This window comes from Wolbachia endosymbiont of Rhagoletis indifferens (genome assembly GCF_048537595.1).
Taxonomy (GTDB): domain Bacteria; phylum Pseudomonadota; class Alphaproteobacteria; order Rickettsiales; family Anaplasmataceae; genus Wolbachia.
This window is the reverse complement of record NZ_CP175923.1, coordinates 191,707-208,125: the sequence shown is the minus strand read 5'-3', so window position 1 is coordinate 208,125 and position 16,419 is coordinate 191,707. Positions and strand designations below refer to the sequence as shown.

Annotated in this window: 10 protein-coding genes and 1 tRNA gene; 2 read left to right on the top strand and 9 right to left on the bottom strand. The window is 35.6% G+C overall.

Going from position 1 to position 16,419, the window contains the following annotated elements:
* Window positions 1–32 precede the first annotated feature (32 nt).
* Window positions 33–1,310 carry a serine--tRNA ligase gene (gene serS, locus ACJZL1_RS01030; RefSeq protein ID WP_265026622.1) on the bottom strand — a complete coding sequence of 426 codons (1,278 nt, stop codon included), beginning with the start codon at window positions 1,308–1,310 and terminating at the stop codon, window positions 33–35.
* A gap of 143 nt (window positions 1,311–1,453) precedes the next feature.
* On the opposite strand from serS, the gene ACJZL1_RS01025 reads away from it, so the two are divergent.
* The gene (locus ACJZL1_RS01025; RefSeq protein ID WP_419247309.1) at window positions 1,454–2,776 is read left to right on the top strand and encodes a hypothetical protein; all 1,323 of its coding nucleotides are present in this window, start codon (window positions 1,454–1,456) and stop codon (window positions 2,774–2,776) included.
* A gap of 28 nt (window positions 2,777–2,804) precedes the next feature.
* On the top strand, window positions 2,805–3,776 hold the full coding sequence (gene dusB / locus ACJZL1_RS01020; RefSeq protein ID WP_419247308.1) for a tRNA dihydrouridine synthase DusB: 972 nt from the start codon (window positions 2,805–2,807) through the stop codon (window positions 3,774–3,776).
* 883 nt (window positions 3,777–4,659) lie between these two features.
* On the opposite strand, the gene ACJZL1_RS01015 is transcribed toward dusB, so the two are convergent.
* The 8 genes from ACJZL1_RS01015 to ACJZL1_RS00980 all read right to left on the bottom strand — a co-directional run bounded on the left by ACJZL1_RS01015 (window position 4,660) and on the right by ACJZL1_RS00980 (window position 16,410).
* The gene (locus tag ACJZL1_RS01015) at window positions 4,660–13,173 is read right to left on the bottom strand and encodes a DNA-directed RNA polymerase subunit beta/beta' (RefSeq protein WP_419247307.1); all 8,514 of its coding nucleotides are present in this window, start codon (window positions 13,171–13,173) and stop codon (window positions 4,660–4,662) included.
* Between the two features lie 58 nt (window positions 13,174–13,231).
* Entirely contained in the window at window positions 13,232–13,633 is a 402-nt protein-coding gene (rplL, locus tag ACJZL1_RS01010; protein ID WP_253307301.1) for a 50S ribosomal protein L7/L12, read from the bottom strand.
* 26 nt (window positions 13,634–13,659) lie between these two features.
* Entirely contained in the window at window positions 13,660–14,178 is a 519-nt protein-coding gene (rplJ, locus tag ACJZL1_RS01005) for a 50S ribosomal protein L10 (RefSeq protein WP_265034342.1), read from the bottom strand.
* Between the two features lie 12 nt (window positions 14,179–14,190).
* The gene (gene rplA / locus ACJZL1_RS01000) at window positions 14,191–14,844 is read right to left on the bottom strand and encodes a 50S ribosomal protein L1 (protein ID WP_265025463.1); all 654 of its coding nucleotides are present in this window, start codon (window positions 14,842–14,844) and stop codon (window positions 14,191–14,193) included.
* 4 nt (window positions 14,845–14,848) lie between these two features.
* Window positions 14,849–15,289, bottom strand: coding sequence for a 50S ribosomal protein L11 (locus ACJZL1_RS00995; protein WP_419247306.1), 441 nt, complete (start codon window positions 15,287–15,289; stop codon window positions 14,849–14,851).
* 2 nt (window positions 15,290–15,291) lie between these two features.
* On the bottom strand, window positions 15,292–16,128 hold the full coding sequence (nusG, locus tag ACJZL1_RS00990) for a transcription termination/antitermination protein NusG (protein ID WP_419247504.1): 837 nt from the start codon (window positions 16,126–16,128) through the stop codon (window positions 15,292–15,294).
* Complete coding sequence (secE, locus tag ACJZL1_RS00985; RefSeq protein WP_250295527.1) at window positions 16,118–16,318, bottom strand: preprotein translocase subunit SecE; 201 nt, start codon at window positions 16,316–16,318, stop codon at window positions 16,118–16,120. Before secE ends, nusG begins: the two co-directional genes overlap by 11 nt.
* Window positions 16,319–16,337: 19 nt before the next feature.
* Window positions 16,338–16,410 (bottom strand) — tRNA-Trp (locus ACJZL1_RS00980).
* Window positions 16,411–16,419 lie beyond the last annotated feature (9 nt).

The window sequence follows — 16,419 nt, the reverse complement described above, 5'->3', positions numbered from 1 at the left end:
TTATTTCCTCGCTTTTCTATATGTCAAAATTATTATTTGCTTATAACAGTATCATTACTCATGTATTTTTGCAACACGTTTGGTATTGTAATCGATCCGTCGGAATTTTGATAATTCTCCATTATGGCAATAATCGTTCTTCCTATAGCTAAAGCTGAGCCGTTTAAAGTGTGAACATATTTTTTTATCTTTTTATCAGTTTCTGAAGAGTATTTAGCGTTCATCCTTCTTGCTTGAAATGCACCACAATTTGAGCAGCTTGATATTTCTCTATATTTATTTTGCCCAGGTAACCATACCTCTATGTCATAAGTCCTTTGTGCAGCAAAACCCATATCGCCACTGCAAAGCAGCATTACTCTGTATGGCAATTCTAATTTTTTTAATATCTCTTCAGCAACACTCGTCATACGCTCAAGCTCATCATTTGATTGGTCTTCAGTTGTGATGCTTACCAACTCCACTTTACCAAATTGGTGTTGCCTTATCATGCCCCTGGTATCGCGACCTGCACTACCTGCTTCTTTACGAAAGCACTCCGAATATGCAGTAAAGCGAATAGGCAGTTCTTTTTCTTCCATTATTTTGTCAGCAACTAAATTTGTTAAAACCACTTCACTTGTGGGAATTAATCTTAATTCATCGGTAGTTAAATATGAGTCATCAGAAAATTTTGGTAGCTGACCAACGTTATACATCGCCTCGTTTTTCACCAAAGTCGGGTGGTACACCTCAGTATAGCCAAATTCATTAACATGCATTTCAAGCATAAAATTTATTAGCGCTCGTCCAAGCTTAGCTAACTGTCCTTTTAATATCGCAAATCTTGATCCGGAAATTCTTGCCGCTTGTTCGAAGTCCATCAAATTTAATTTTTCTCCGAGTTCATAATGAGATTTTGCTGTAAAATCAAACTGTCTTTTTCCTCCATATCTTCTCACCTCTAAATTAGAGTTCTCATCTGCGCCTATTGGCACATCTTGCGCAGAAATATTTGGCAAGTTAGATAAAACATTCACTAACTTATCCTTTTCTGCTTGCTCTTTTAAGCTAATTGCCTCTATCTCATTCGTGATGTCTTTTGACAACTCTATTTGCTCTTCACAAGGGCTCTTGCTCATTTTAAGCTTCTTTATTTCCTCTGTGATTTCATTGCGCTGCCTATTTAAATCTTGCAATTTAGTGGTTAATGACCTTTTCTCGTGATCAATTTCTAATACCTCTTTTGCAGTAAACTCTCTTATCCCCCTGCTTTTCATTGCCTTTTCAAATCCTTTAGGGTTTTTGCGTATATATTCTATATCGTGCATATATTGTGCTATTACTAACATTATTACTGTACTTCAAAAGCTCTTAATATTCAATATTTTCTCATACTACTAAAATTATTATGGTTGATTTTTTTGTTAGAATTTGTTAAAATTTAATTAACTTAGCGTTCATAGGATATAGTATGTTGGGCATCACAGAAAAATATAATCAATTTAAAGAGAGCACTTACTTTGCTGGTGGGAAATTTGTTATCTGCGCTACTTGTGTATGCCTAGCAGCCACATTCGCTGCTGGCTGTTTAGGAGCGGTAATAGGATCCCCTCTATTGACCTTTCCACTTGCTATGCTAATTTCTCATCCTGTGATTTGGATTATAATGGGAGTAGTTCTTACAACAGCATACAAATTAGCGAAGAACTATATTAATGGAAATGGAAAAGGAGCTTCAAAGGGGGAAAAGAGTGAAGAAAAAGATACAGAACTACAAGATTTGCAAGGCAAGACTCCAGAAAAGCAAGCAAGACCGAAAACTCCTGATAGAGATAGTGGTATTGTACCAGGCAGTGAACCCGATTCAAGGAACAGTAGTCGTAGAAGCTCTTTGGATAGTGGTTTGGGTGGTAAAGAGTTTCATGAAAATTTGGACACTCTTGTGCATCAGACAAATAGAAAGAATTACGCTTACTGGTTGCAGCAACATGATATTGCTCATATTGCAAGAATTAAATATAAGTATTCAGAAGGTTTTACGGATGGTGTATTCTTCTGTATTCCTGGTAATCTTGAATCCTTGAGTGAAAGGTTGAGAGAATATAAAAATAAAGCAGAACGAGAGAGTTCGAAAAGGATATTTACTTCAGTTATTAATTTGGGTGGTAATCATTGGGTAACGCTAGTTGTTGCATACAGCTTAGATAACAAACAATTTAGAGCTTATTATTGTGATTCTTTTAGTGCTGATTTACCAAGTCCTGGTAGTCAACGTAAGAGAATAGAACTTGCAAATGAAATTAAAGAATTGGTTACACCTCTTACTGATCAAGCTAGTGAGTTGAATGCGCAAGGAAAAAAAGAAATGAGTAAAGATGTCAAAGAGACAGCACAAACGTGTCGGAACAAGAAAGATGAATTAGTTAACGTCCCAATAAATACCGATAATATAGTGAGTGCACTGGAAGAAATTTTGAAAATAGGAAAGGATAACATAAGAAGCTCTAAAACTAAGCAGCAAAACGATGGCTGCAATTGTGGCATATTCGCACTAGAAAATGCTCATAAAATTACACAAATGCTCAACGAAGGCAAATCATTTGACGAAATTGACAAAGAGTTATCAGAATATAAATTTGATTTGAATGGGAAAAGAAGAGAGTTTACAAAAGCGCTTATGGAGGATGAAGGGTGGAAAGAGCATTTAAAAAACGGGCTTTTGTGCGATCTTCCACCAGGAACGGACACCTCTCTTACCTCAAGGGTGCAGAATACAGCTCAGGTTGCTATATAGTTTACAATGAAGAATTACCATTAACCTTATGCCCCTGCAAATAGGAAGTTTGACGATTGATTCCCCGGTAATCTTAGCTCCAATGTCTGGGGTGACTGATTATCCGTTCAGAAGTATTGTAAAGAAACTTGGTGCAAGTTTGTTAGTCTCAGAAATGATTGCAAGCAGAGCCATGATTATGCAAACTCGCCAGAGTCTGCAAAAAGCAAAAGTCGATGAATTAACTGCTGTGCAGCTTGCTGGATGCGAGCCCGATGTTATGGCAGAAGCTGCAAAACTAAATGAGGATATGGGTGCAAAAATTATAGACATAAACTTTGGTTGCCCTGTTAAAAAAGTTGTAAACGGTTATGCAGGATCAGCACTAATGCGCGATGAGAAAAAAGCCGCTGAGATAATTGAGGCCGTAGTCAAAGCAGTGAATGTGCCAGTTACGGTGAAAATGCGCACTGGATGGAACGATGAAAATCGCAATGCACCGAGACTTGCGAAAATTGCCGAGGATTTAGGAGCAAAAATGATTACTGTACATGGAAGGACAAGAGCGCAGCTCTATAACGGTCAAGCAGATTGGAAATTCGTTAGAAATGTTAAAGAGCAAGTGAGAATTCCAGTTATAGTAAATGGCGATATTAAAAACTTGAGTGATATTCAAAGTGCTCTTAAAGAATCCGGAGCAGACGGAGTGATGATAGGTCGTGGTGCCTACGGTAAACCTTGGCTGATTAATCAAGCAATGCACTTTCTCAGTGGAAGTAAAACTTCTGAGCTAACAGCTTCAGAGAGATTAAGCATCATACTTGAGCATTACGATAATATTCTTGAGTACTATGGAAATGACACGGGGATAAAGATGGCCCGCAAACACATAGGTTGGTACAGTAGCGGGCTTCAATGCTCATCTGAATTTCGTGTGAGAGTAAATAACATGACAGATAGCACAGAAGTGAAAGAAAATATTATTGGCTTTTTTGGTCAAGAGACACACGTATCTGTTTAGGGGCGTGGCTAATGTGCAAATATTGAAGCAAAAGTGGTCAGTGCTTGACACTGGCTTTTTAAGTCATAAAAACCTACTTGACAAACTCCGCCAGCCCCCTTATCATGAAACTGAAGCTATTGTATTTGCTTTCGCCAATCTGCAGATTAAAAGGTAAGGATTACTTAATGTATCGGCGTCTTATGTTCAATTTTTTGCAGTATATAGATACTGTATGTCTTTACAAAACTTCATCTACATCTAGATTTTTATCTAAATAAGCTGAACGCGCTTATAAAGCGTTACAAGACATCAAAAAATGCCAATACTCGACAGAGATAGTAAAAGACTAGCTAACTCGGGGATTCTTTGTCTTTTTTTCTGCTTAGTAAATTTCTTAAATATTTGCAGCGTAGGTTAGTTGCAATTAAAAGCAGCTGAATCTCGCTTGTCAAGCGTTTAAAACATAAAAAACGCCAATATTTTAAAGCGGATAATAACCACGGGGCTTCTTTTGCCTTTTTTTCCATTTGGTAAATTTCTTAATGTTTGTAGCTAACATGAAGCTAAGTACGAACTTTGTTAAACACAACAAATGGTGTCATCCCAGTGCTTGACACTGGAATCCAGCCTTGCCGTAATCTCATCAAGAACGTTGTAACCACTTTCCATGCTAGTTTGCTTGTGAACAAGCAAATTTTTCTGGATCCCAGTGTCTGGGCACTGCCCTTTTGGATGGAAACCAGTGTCAGCTACTTGGATGACAAGAGAATGATGTTATTCCAGACTGGAATGACACCATCTGTTGTAAACTCACTTTTACTTTATTGGTTATCTTGTTATGCTACCTTGTCTACCTTATTTTGTCACTCTCCTGAACTGATACGAAACACACTAGCTGTACTCAATTCGACTGATCATATGCCACTACGCTCTCTTCCTCACCAGAGTGTAAATAACAACCATTATCCATCAACCATTTCTCGTCATAAGTTTCAATATCAAAATATTTTTCATATTCATCTATATTATCACAAAGTGAAAGTGCTCTGATCTTATTCATAATCAAACCTGTACCAGCAGGAATTAATCTTCCTACTATAACATTTTCTTTCAATCCACTTAAAGGATCACTCTTTCCGCAGAATGCTGCTTCTGTAAGTACCTTTGTTGTCTCTTGGAAAGAGGCAGCAGAAATAAAGGAGCTAGTTTCAAGACTTGCCCTAGTAATCCCCTGCAGAATAGGAAGATAATGAGTAGGCCGTTTGCCAGAGTTACTCATAGCATCATTTTCCCTATCAACTTCCAGCTTGTCAATGCTTTCGCCAACCAAGTACATAGTATCACCAGGATCAGTAATTTCCACTTTTTGTAGCATTTGTTTTAAGATCACCTCTAAATGCTTGTTGTCTATACGAACACCCTGCAATCTATAAACTTGCTGTATTTCAGAAATTATATAGTGTGCTAAAGCTTCTAACCCAAGCACACGTAAAATATCATGGAGATCAGGGTCACCATCCATCAATAGATCACCTTTACGTACAAAATCACCTTCATTGACTATTACATGCTTACTTCTTGATACCAAATATTCAACTGGAGAAATTTGTTCATCTACAGGTTTAATTAATATACTGCGTTTTCCTCTACGGTCTTTTTCAGAAAACGCTACATAGCCATCTATCTCACTAACAATAGCATGCTCTTTAGGACGACGTGCTTCAAATAACTCTATAACCCTCGGTAAACCACCAGTAATATCACGAGTTTTAACTGACTCTCTTGGTGTTCTTGTAATAACATCACCTGCATGAACCTTCTGGCCATCTTGTACATTGAGCACTGCCCCGATTGGTATAAAATAACATGCTTCAACGCCACTTGCAAGTGTCATTACTTTACCATTATCGTCAAGCAGCACAATACGAGGACGTAAATTAGCTCCACCAGAATGCAATTTCCAATCTTTTACTACTTTGCTCGATATTCCTGTAGATTCATCCATCACTTCAGTGATCGAAACTCCATCTTTTAAGTCCTGATAAGACACTGTACCAGTCTTCTCCGTGATAATAGGCAATGTATAAGGATCCCATTCCGTAACTTTATCGCCAATTTTTACTGACCCACTCTCATCCACATAAAGTTTAGCACCGTAAGGTACACTATGCTTCAACTTTTCACTACCAAGGCTATCAATCAACACGACTTCACAGGAACGGCTTATCACAATTTTATTTCCGTTTCTATCTATAATTATATTACTATTGTTTAACTTTATTTTAGCATTAATAGAAGCTATAATATTCGAGGATTCAACGCCTCTAGTCATTACTCCACCTATATGGAAAGTACGCATCGTTAACTGAGTACCTGGCTCTCCAACAGATTGAGCAGCTATAACACCAACTGCTTCACCTATTGAAACAATTTTACCAGTTGCAAGGTCTCTTCCATAACATAAAGAACACACACCAGGACTTATTTCACAAGTTAAAGGCGATCTAATTTTTATAGCATCAAGACCTGCAATGCTGATTTGCTTTACTTTATCCTCATCAATTAATTCCCCTGCTTTTACTAATAATTCTTTTGTCACTGGGTTATATATATCATTTGCAGCTGTTCTACCCAGCACAACACTCTCTAGAGATGCAACTATAGTACTTCCTTCAACTGTAGCTCTCACAACAAGACCATTTTTTGTTTTACAGTCATGCTTTGTAACTATGCAATTTTGAGACACATCAACTAAACGACGAGTTAAGTATCCAGAGTTTGCAGTTTTAAGCGCAGTGTCAGCTAAACCTTTACGTGCACCGTGAGTAGAATTAAAATATTCAAATACGTTCAATCCTTCACGGAAATTAGAAATTATAGGGGTTTCTATAATCTCACCAGAAGGTTTGGTCATGAGCCCTCGCATTCCTGCTAGCTGTTTCATCTGTGAAGTAGAACCCCTTGCACCAGAGTTAACCATCATATACACTGAGTTGTACTTACTATTTTCATCATATATAGATATTGCTTTTAACATATCATTAGCTATCATATCCGTACACTTAGACCATTCATCTATAACCTTGTTATACCTCTCACTTCTAGTTATTAGCCCATCTTGATATTGCATAGAGAATTTCTTAATTTCACCCCTCGCGTGATCAACATGTGTAGCTTTAGTTTCAGGTATAACCATATCACAACGACCAAAAGAAACACCAGAAAATGTGGCATACTCAAAGCCAAGTACCATTAATTTATCAGAAAATGCCACTGTAGCACTTTGACCACAGTTACGATATACCAAATCAACTATACTAGTTATTTCCTTGACTGTTAATATCTGATTTATTAGATCGAAGCCTAGATTCTCATGCTTAGGAAAAATTTGCCATAATATTAAACGGCCAGGAGTTGTACAAACAGTTTTATAGTGAGTTTCACCGCTGCTATTAATATACTCCATCCTATACTTTATACTAGAATGAATATGCAAAGTACCATCACTCAAAGAATGCTCAACTTCACAAAAAGCACCAAAAGATGGTATATTATCTTCCTTAGGTTCTTGTAAAGTCAGATAATATATACCAAGTACTATATCTTTACTAGGAACTATAATCGGTCTGCCATTAGAAGGACTTAAAACGTTATTAGTAGACATCATCAACACCCTAGCTTCAAGCTGAGCTTCCAATGAAATTGGCACATGCACTGCCATTTGATCACCATCAAAATCAGCATTAAACGCCGTACAGACAAGCGGATGAAGCTGTATTGCTTTGCCTTCAATAAGGATTGGCTCAAAAGCCTGAATACCAAGTCTATGTAGCGTAGGCGCTCTATTCAACAAAACAGGATGCTCTTTTATTACCTCTTCAAGCATATCCCAAACTTCTGGTTTTTCTGCTCTTATCAACTTACTAGCAAACTTAATAGTTGGAGCCATACCATACATCTTAAGCTTTGAGTAAACAAAAGGTTTGAATAGTTCAAGAGCCATTCTTTTTGGTAATCCACACTGATTTAGTTTCAAAGTTGGACCAACAACTATTACAGAACGTCCAGAGTAGTCTACCCTTTTTCCTAAGAGGTTCTGGCGAAAACGACCCTGTTTTCCTTTTAACATATCACTAATGGACTTTTTATATCCAACAGCACCAGCTTTATTTACCAAAGTACTACGACGACTATTATCAAAAAGAGAATCAACTGCTTCTTGTAACATTCTTTTTTCATTACGAATCATAATCTCAGGAGGATTTAAGCTCAACAATTTCCTCAACCTGTTATTTCTATTAATAATAGTCCTATAATGATGATTCAGATCAGAAACTGCAGGACGACCACTTTCAAGCGATACCAAAGGACGCAAATCAGGTGGTAAAATAGGTATAGTTGTAAGTATCATCCACTCAGGCCTATTTCCAGATTTAATGAAGTTTTCAACAATACGCAATCTCTTTATAATTTTCTTTCTTCTTATCTCAGAAGCAACAGACTCTAATTTTAGTCTTAAATCCTTCCTAATTTCATGTAAATCAAGGCGCGTTAGCAACTCTCTTATAGCTTCAACACCTTGCATAGCTACAAAACTATCGATCCCATAGCTATCTTTAGCTTCATTATAAGCTTTTTCACTAATAATCTCACCTTTTTCAAAAGGCGAAACAAGAGGATCTATCACGATATAATTATCGCTATGTAAAATATTCTCAATATCTCTGAGAGACATATCCAATAATGCTCCAATTCTTGAAGGAAGCGATTTCAAAAACCATATATGAGCAACAGGAGATGCAAGCTCTATATGACCCATCCTTTCTCTTCTTACTTTAGAAGATGTAATTTCTACTCCGCATTTTTCGCATATGCGACCCCTGTGTCTTCTTTTTTTGTATTTTCCACATAAACACTCATCGTCATTGACAGGGCCAAAAACCTTAGGGCAAAATAATCCACCTTTCTCAACTTTGAACGTACGATAATTTGCAGTTGAAACATCTTCTATCTCACCACAAGATATACGCTTAATACTTTCAGGGCTAGCAATCGATATGCTAACCTCATTAAAAGGTTGTGCAATGTTAGTGTGAGATATATCTTCAATCACTACATCATTTTGCTTTAAATCTACATTTAAACATAAAGAACGTAGTTCTTTTATCATCACATTAAAGGATTCAGGAATTCCACATTCAAAATTACTGTCACCTTTTATTATCGACTCGTAAATCTTAACTCTACCATTAATATCATCAGACTTCACAGTTAACATTTCCTGCAAAGTATAAGCAGCACCATAGGCTTGTAATGCCCAACATTCCATTTCACCAAAACGCTGACCACCAAAATGAGATTTTCCTCCTAGAGGTTGTTGAGTAACCAAACTATAAGGCCCTACTGAACGCGCATGAATTTTACCATCAACTAAGTGGTGCAACTTAAGCATGTACATGTAACCAACTGTAACCTTGCGGTCGAATTTTTCACCACTGCAACCGTCATATAATACAGCTTGTCCAGAGTTATCCAAACCAGCAAGTTCAAATAATTTTGCTATTTGTTCATCTTTTGGACCCTCAAATACAGGTGCAGCAACAGGAACGCCATCACGTAATTTACGTGCAAATTCAATGAGATTATTATCACTAATATTACGAATATCATTACAGATAGATACGTTACTACCATAGCTATAAACCTCAATCAGGAAATTACGTAAATTGCTGTATGAACTTTTACAAGAGTTCAAATAGTTCTCTACTAACGCATTCAACTCGTCATTTAGTGCATTCTTATTAGGTGTATTTAAAACAGAAGCCATTATTTCATCATCATCAATATTTTCAATTTTTTTATTGTCAAGGTATGCTACTGCAAATTGTGTAAAATTATCATCGTTAAGGGACCTAATTCCCTTGCAAAAAGCACTTTTGATTTTATTGATCTCATCGAGAATATTACTTACCCTTTCCCCTAATTTTCTACAAGCCCAACCTACATGCGTTTCCAGTATTTGCCCTACATTCATTCGTGAAGGAACACCAAGAGGGTTAAGAATAATATCAACAGGAGTACCATCTTCCAAATAAGGCATATCTTCCACTGGCACAACTCGAGAAATCACACCTTTATTCCCATGTCTACCAGCCATTTTATCCCCTGGTTGCAGACTATGTTTCACAGCAATGAAAACTTTTACTGACATCGACACACCTTGAGGCAGGTCATAACCTTCATGTAATTTTTCTACTTTTCGCTTAAACTGTGCTATTGCATGTGATACTTTTTCATCAAAATCTTTTTTTAAGCTCTTAACTTGCTCATGAATGGATTGGTTTTTTAATCCTATACCCCACCATTGCTCACGTTCAATAGAGTCAAATTTTTCTCGATCTTGAGAACCAGAATTAATAAGAAGTTTCTTCAGTTCATCATAGAAATATTCACTAGTAACATTGATTATATAATCTCGCTCTTCCTCAAAGTCATTTACCTCTTTTTGTTTGATGAGTAATGCCCTTTCATTTTCTTCAACCCCCCTGCGTGTAAAGACTTGTACATCAATTACTGTCCCTTCAACATCTGGAGATGTATATAAAGAGGAATCCGCACAATCGAATGACTTTTCACCAAAAATTGTCATTAATAACTTCGTTTCAGGAGGCAATGAAAGAGAAGGTTTAGGTGTAACTTTACCTACCAGAATATAGCCTGGACCAACTCTTGTACCAATTTTCACTATACCACTATCATCCAAGTGATATAGATTTTCTTCATTAACACCAGGTATAGCACGAGTTATTTTTTCTGATCCTAAAGGGGTATCATGTACAACACAGTCAAATTCTTCTATATGAATAGAAGTAAAGAGATCTTTTTTAACAACTTCACTAGAAATAATAATAGAGTCTTCAAAGTTATAACCTTGCCAAGACATAAAAGCGACTAGCAAATTTTTACCAAGCGCCAACTCACCACTGTTAATTGCAGGACCATCAGCTATTACATCACCCTTTTTAACATAATCACCTACGCACACTAGCGGTCTTTGATTAATACAAGTATTATGGTTAGAACGCTGAAATTTCCTTAGATGATAAATATCTACATCCAAGTAGTTAACCCTTTCTTTATCAAAAGCACGTATAACTATAGAGTTACTATCAGAACTATCAACTATGCCATCGCGTTTTGCTAAAACTACAGCACCAGAGCCAGAAGCTACAAAAGACTCCATACCAGTAGCAACCAGAGGAGCGGTAGGCTTCAATAAAGGTACGGCCTGACGTTGCATATTTGAGCCCATTAATGCTCTATTAGCATCATCATTTTCTAAAAATGGAATCAAGGAAGCTGCAACTGATATTACCTGCTTAGGAGATACGTCAATGTAACTCACCTGATCACTACTTACCATAATGAAACTACCAGCATATCTACAGTATAGCATGTCATCAACAAAGCAATTATTTTCATCGAGCTTTACGCTGGTATCAGCTATATAATATAAACCTTCATCTATAGCAGACAGATACTCAATTTGATCAGTAACAACCCTATTAACTACTTTTCTATAAGGACTTTCAATGAAACCATATTTATTAATACGCGCGTATATAGCTAAGCTGTTGATTAACCCTATATTTTGCCCTTCAGGAGTCTCAATAGGGCAAATTCTTCCATAATGAGTTGGATGAACATCACGCACTTCAAATCCTGCCCGTTCTCTTGTTAAACCGCCAGGACCTAACGCGGACAACCTTCTTTTATGTGTTATTTCAGATAACGGATTAGTCTGATCCATAAATTGAGATAATTGAGAAGAATTGAAGAAATCTCTTAAGACATTAGTTAACACTTTTGGATTAATAAAATCAGATGGAGAAACTTTATCTAAACTAGAAGTGGACATAGAATCAACTATTGCGCGTTCCAATTTCAACAACCCAGTTCTAAATTGATTTTCTATAAACTCTCCAACTGATCTTACTCTTCTGTTTCCTAAATGATCAATATCATCTACAGATCCTTGACCGTCACGTAACAATACTATTTTTTTTACAATTTCAATAATATCTTCATATGTTAAAACAGTTAAATCCTCATCATAATTTAATCCAAGGTAAGAGTTAAGCTTCAACCTACCAATGTTAGACAAATCATAATATTCCGGACTGAAGAAAAGATTACGGAAAAACTCCTCTACTATCTCTAAAACAGGAACTTCACCAGGACGCAAAACTCTATATATTTCATATAGCGCATCCTGATAAGACATGTTTTCGTCTAAGAAAAGCGTATTTAATATATAAGGTCCAACAGATACATTATCTATGTTCAATACTAATATTTCATCCACAGACAATAACTCAAGCTTCTTTATGTCTTCCAGCTTTATAGATTCACCAGCAGATAAAATTTTCGTAGAGCTAGCACTATCCATTAAATCTTCTGCGAGGAATAAACCACATATAGAATTAAAAGGAACCAGATACTCTTTTAATTCATTATCATATAGCTTTTTAGCTAGTCTTGAGGTAATACGAACGTTAGCTTTAAGCAGCACATTACCTTCAATATCCATTAAGTCGAAAGGCAGCCTCACTCCTTTAAATTTATCAGGAACAAAAGGCACTTTCCAACCATCTTTATGTTTTACATACTTTATTTTCTGATAAAATCTATCGAGTATATCATTATTTGATAGACCCAACGCCTTTAATAAAACTGAGATTGGCAATTTTCTTTTTCTATCAACACGAAAATACAAATGGTCTTTAACATCAAATTCAATATCAAGCCAAGAACCCCTATAAGGAATAATTCTAGCAGAATAGATCAATTTACCAGAATTGTAAGTTTTTCCCTTATCGCTATCAAAAAATACACCAGGAGACCTATGCATTTGTGAGACGATAACTTTTTCCACACCATTAATGATGAAAGTGCCCTTATCAGTCATCATAGGCAACCCACAAAAGTGGACTTTCTGCTCTTCTATAGATTTTACAACGGTTGCAAGTTTAGAATGATCTCCACTCTCTTTAATCGATTTATATTCATCAAGAGAAATACCATCCTGCATAACAACAAGACGTATAGAAGCAATAACCTGAGCAGAAAAAGTTACACCACGCTTTATACACTCAGATTCGTCATACTTAGGATCATCTACCCTACAACTTATAAACTCAATAGTAGCCCTACGCAAAGGATCATTTATTGGAAAGATTGTATGAAAGATAACTTCAAGTCTTTCATTACCCTTATTCTTAGGAGCAAATGAATCATACGATTCTTTTTGAACCTTAACCAAATCCAATAAAGAATCTTTTAAATCAATCGACCTAGAATAAGAAACTCTAGGAACAAAAGCACCAGAAGCGTACATATAAGAAGAATCAACCATTAAAATACCCCAAATTAATTAAAAGAGCTATATCAATATAAAATTAATACATTAAATATTATTCAAGCTCCACTTTAGTTGCTCCTGCTTCAATAAGTTTTTGCTTGATTTTTTCTGCTTCGTCTTTAGGAACATTAGCAGTCAAATCTTTAGGTAAAGATTCAACCAACTCTTTTGCTTCTTTTAAACCCAATGTAGAATTAACTTCTCTCACAGCTTTAATAACTCCTATTTTTTTACTCGCATCAATTTCTTTAATCACAACTTTATACTCAGCTTTTTCTTGAGCAGCAGGAGCAGCAGCATTATCACTAATAGGCGCCCCAGCACCAACAGCTCCACCAAGAAAAGAACCAGCAGGCAACCCTATTTTCTCTTCTAGAACTTTTACAAGTTCAGAAGCCTCTAATAGGTTTAAAGATAATATTTTATCAACCAAATCACTTGTTACATTACTCATAATTATCACCTTACTTAACAACAAATTTATTTTTTAGAACTATAATAATCCAAAACTCTCATAAGCCTCATAGAAGATGAATTAATAGACAACGCCAACCGAGCAGGAATATCATAAGATATTAAACGCATAATTTTAACACGCAATTCATCCAGAGAAGGCAACTTAGCCAGTTTATTAACATCTTCCACTGTTAACAATTCATTTAAATGAGCTGCGCAAATCACAGACATTTTTTCTTTGTTAGCATTAGTAAAATCAACTATTAATTTTGCAGCTTCTACTATGCCACTAGAGTATATAATAGCAACAGGACCAGAAAATTTGCCTGATAAATAAGAAAATTTACCAGTCCTTTCTAAAGCCAAGCGAGCTAGAGTGTTTTTAACTACTAATACCCCACCTGCTATAGACTTCAGGCTATTTCTAAGAGTTAACGAATCATTAGCATTTATAGATTTAAAATTTACTAATATTAAGAAATCATTATTTACAAATACGTTTATTGTGCTCTGTATAAATTCATCCTTATTTTTACGCTTCACGGTATCACTCCCTTAAATTACATCTTCCACTTTGCTTATCTTATAAGCTTTACCCATAGTTGAATTTAAAAAAACACCCTTAAAGTAAATTCCTTTCACAGAAATAGGTTTATTATCTTTAATTACTTTAAGAAAGGCTTTTAAATTTTCTAGCAAGTCATCAATATCAAATTTAATATTTCCTAATTTACCATGAATAACACCATTTTTATCTGTTCTAAATTTCACCTGACCAGACTTAATGGTTTTAATAGCTTCTGCAATGTTAGAAGTCACAGTACCAAATTTAGGGTTAGGCATCAGCCCTTTAGCACCCAATACTTTTGCAATAGGAGTGATTTTTGCCATAAAATCAGGAGTAGTAATGCACCAATCAACATCTAATTTTCTACCTTTTTTTATTTCTTCAACTAAATCCTCTCCTCCTGCAATATCAGCACCAGCTTTTTCAGCTTCTAATAAATGTTTATCTTGAGCGAAAACAGCTACTTTAATATTTTTCCCGATACCTTTAGGCAAAACTACTGTACCACGCACCTGCTCTTCAGATTTACGTGAATCTACGCCTAAATTGACTGCAATATCAACTGATTCATTAAATTTTGCTGAAGCAGACTCAACAATCTTCTTCAAACACTGCTTAGGATTATCATTATATGTATTCATTTACCTAACCTTCCACAACTTCTATACCCATAGATTTTGCAGTGCCTACAACCATTTTCACTGCTGAATCTTCATTATCCACCTTCATATCAACCATCTTGCACTTTGCCACTTTAATTATAGCAGACATAGGTAATTTAGCCACTAATTCTTTACCAGGATTACCAGAACTTTTACTTAATTTAGCCTCCTGCTTAAGTAAATAAGCCACAGGCGAACCGCTGACAGTAAAATCATGAGAGCGATCATCCTTTATGGAAATTCGCACTGTTACTAAATCGCCTACTTTATAATTAGCGTTAGCAGTGCTAGTAACTTTATTAAAAGCTTCACAAAACTTAGGAACAGGTATACCACGTGGACCAAGTACTGAAGCAATTTTCGGTCCTGGAACTGCTTTCCCAGCTTCCATAAGTAAGTTAATCTTAGCAACTACAACACTCATAATTAATCCTCTATTTTCTCTACTTGAGCCAGATCAAGCTCTATTATTGTCGGCTTACCTAAAATCGATACTTCCACATTAATAATTTTTTTCTCATCGTTTACCATATTTACCTTACCAGTAAAATTTTGAAAAAGACCATCATTAATTTTCACTTTTTCACCTTTTTCATAACCATAACCTAACTTCTTTGTCTCTTGAGCATCATAAAGTGCATTACACATTGAGTGAATCTCATCATCCAAAATCACCTTTGGAATATTACCATTTTTCAAAAATCCATAAACCTTAAGAGATTTTGGTATATTATTGATAAAATTCAATACTTCATCGCATAAATTCACGTATAAAAAGACATAACCAGGAAAGCATTTCCTTCGTGTAGCAATTTTCTTAGATTTCAACTCTACTTCACTTAGCTCTTCATATGGAATAAAAACTTCCTTAAAGTAATCATTAACACCCAATCTCATAGAATTTTCCAATATATGTTGGCGCACTTTCTCTTCACAATTGGAAGCAACTCTCAAGATATACCATTTATATCTATTAAATTCTTTACACTTTAAACTTATTTCATTATCTGAAATCATCTCAAAATCACCAGATTCGCCACTGCAGAATCCAGGCGTTTGATTCAAAATATTTTTGCTTTCATCACATAGATGCATATATACATACACTTCACATAACTCTTTTATATCAGACTTTGAATTACATACCGTTTGATAAGGAATAAACACTTCCTTAAAATAAACAGCATCACTTACCAATTCGCGTATATTTTGCTCATATCCATAATCAACTTTAATGATATACCATTTATATTCACATTCCATAAATAATTCCAAATAAAGCCTTAATTACGTAAAGAGACATAAAATCCACAAAACAGAAGAAAATCGAAAAGCATAATATAACAATCATTACAACAAATAGAGATGACAACACCTCCTGTTTCTTTACCCAAGCAATTCTTCGTATTTCTTGCTTTATATCACAGAAAAAAACACACAAACTTTTTAACATTTTCACCACAACATTAATGCAGGAGCGATAGGAATTGAACCTACAACCTCTGGTTTTGGAGACCAGCGCTCTACCAATTGAGCTACACTCCTATAACTCAA

What these genes read in the sequence shown, in the direction of transcription:
- serS (WP_265026622.1), bottom strand. Translation starts at nt 1,310, where the DNA reads ATGCACGATATAGAATATATACGCAAAAACCCTAAAGGATTTGAAAAG.
- ACJZL1_RS01025 (WP_419247309.1), top strand. Translation starts at nt 1,454, where the DNA reads ATGTTGGGCATCACAGAAAAATATAATCAATTTAAAGAGAGCACTTAC.
- dusB (WP_419247308.1), top strand. Translation starts at nt 2,805, where the DNA reads ATGCCCCTGCAAATAGGAAGTTTGACGATTGATTCCCCGGTAATCTTA.
- ACJZL1_RS01015 (WP_419247307.1), bottom strand. Translation starts at nt 13,173, where the DNA reads ATGGTTGATTCTTCTTATATGTACGCTTCTGGTGCTTTTGTTCCTAGA.
- rplL (WP_253307301.1), bottom strand. Translation starts at nt 13,633, where the DNA reads ATGAGTAATGTAACAAGTGATTTGGTTGATAAAATATTATCTTTAAAC.
- rplA (WP_265025463.1), bottom strand. Translation starts at nt 14,844, where the DNA reads ATGAATACATATAATGATAATCCTAAGCAGTGTTTGAAGAAGATTGTT.
- ACJZL1_RS00995 (WP_419247306.1), bottom strand. Translation starts at nt 15,289, where the DNA reads ATGAGTGTTGTAGTTGCTAAGATTAACTTACTTATGGAAGCTGGGAAA.
- nusG (WP_419247504.1), bottom strand. Translation starts at nt 16,128, where the DNA reads ATGGAATGTGAATATAAATGGTATATCATTAAAGTTGATTATGGATAT.
- secE (WP_250295527.1), bottom strand. Translation starts at nt 16,318, where the DNA reads ATGTTAAAAAGTTTGTGTGTTTTTTTCTGTGATATAAAGCAAGAAATA.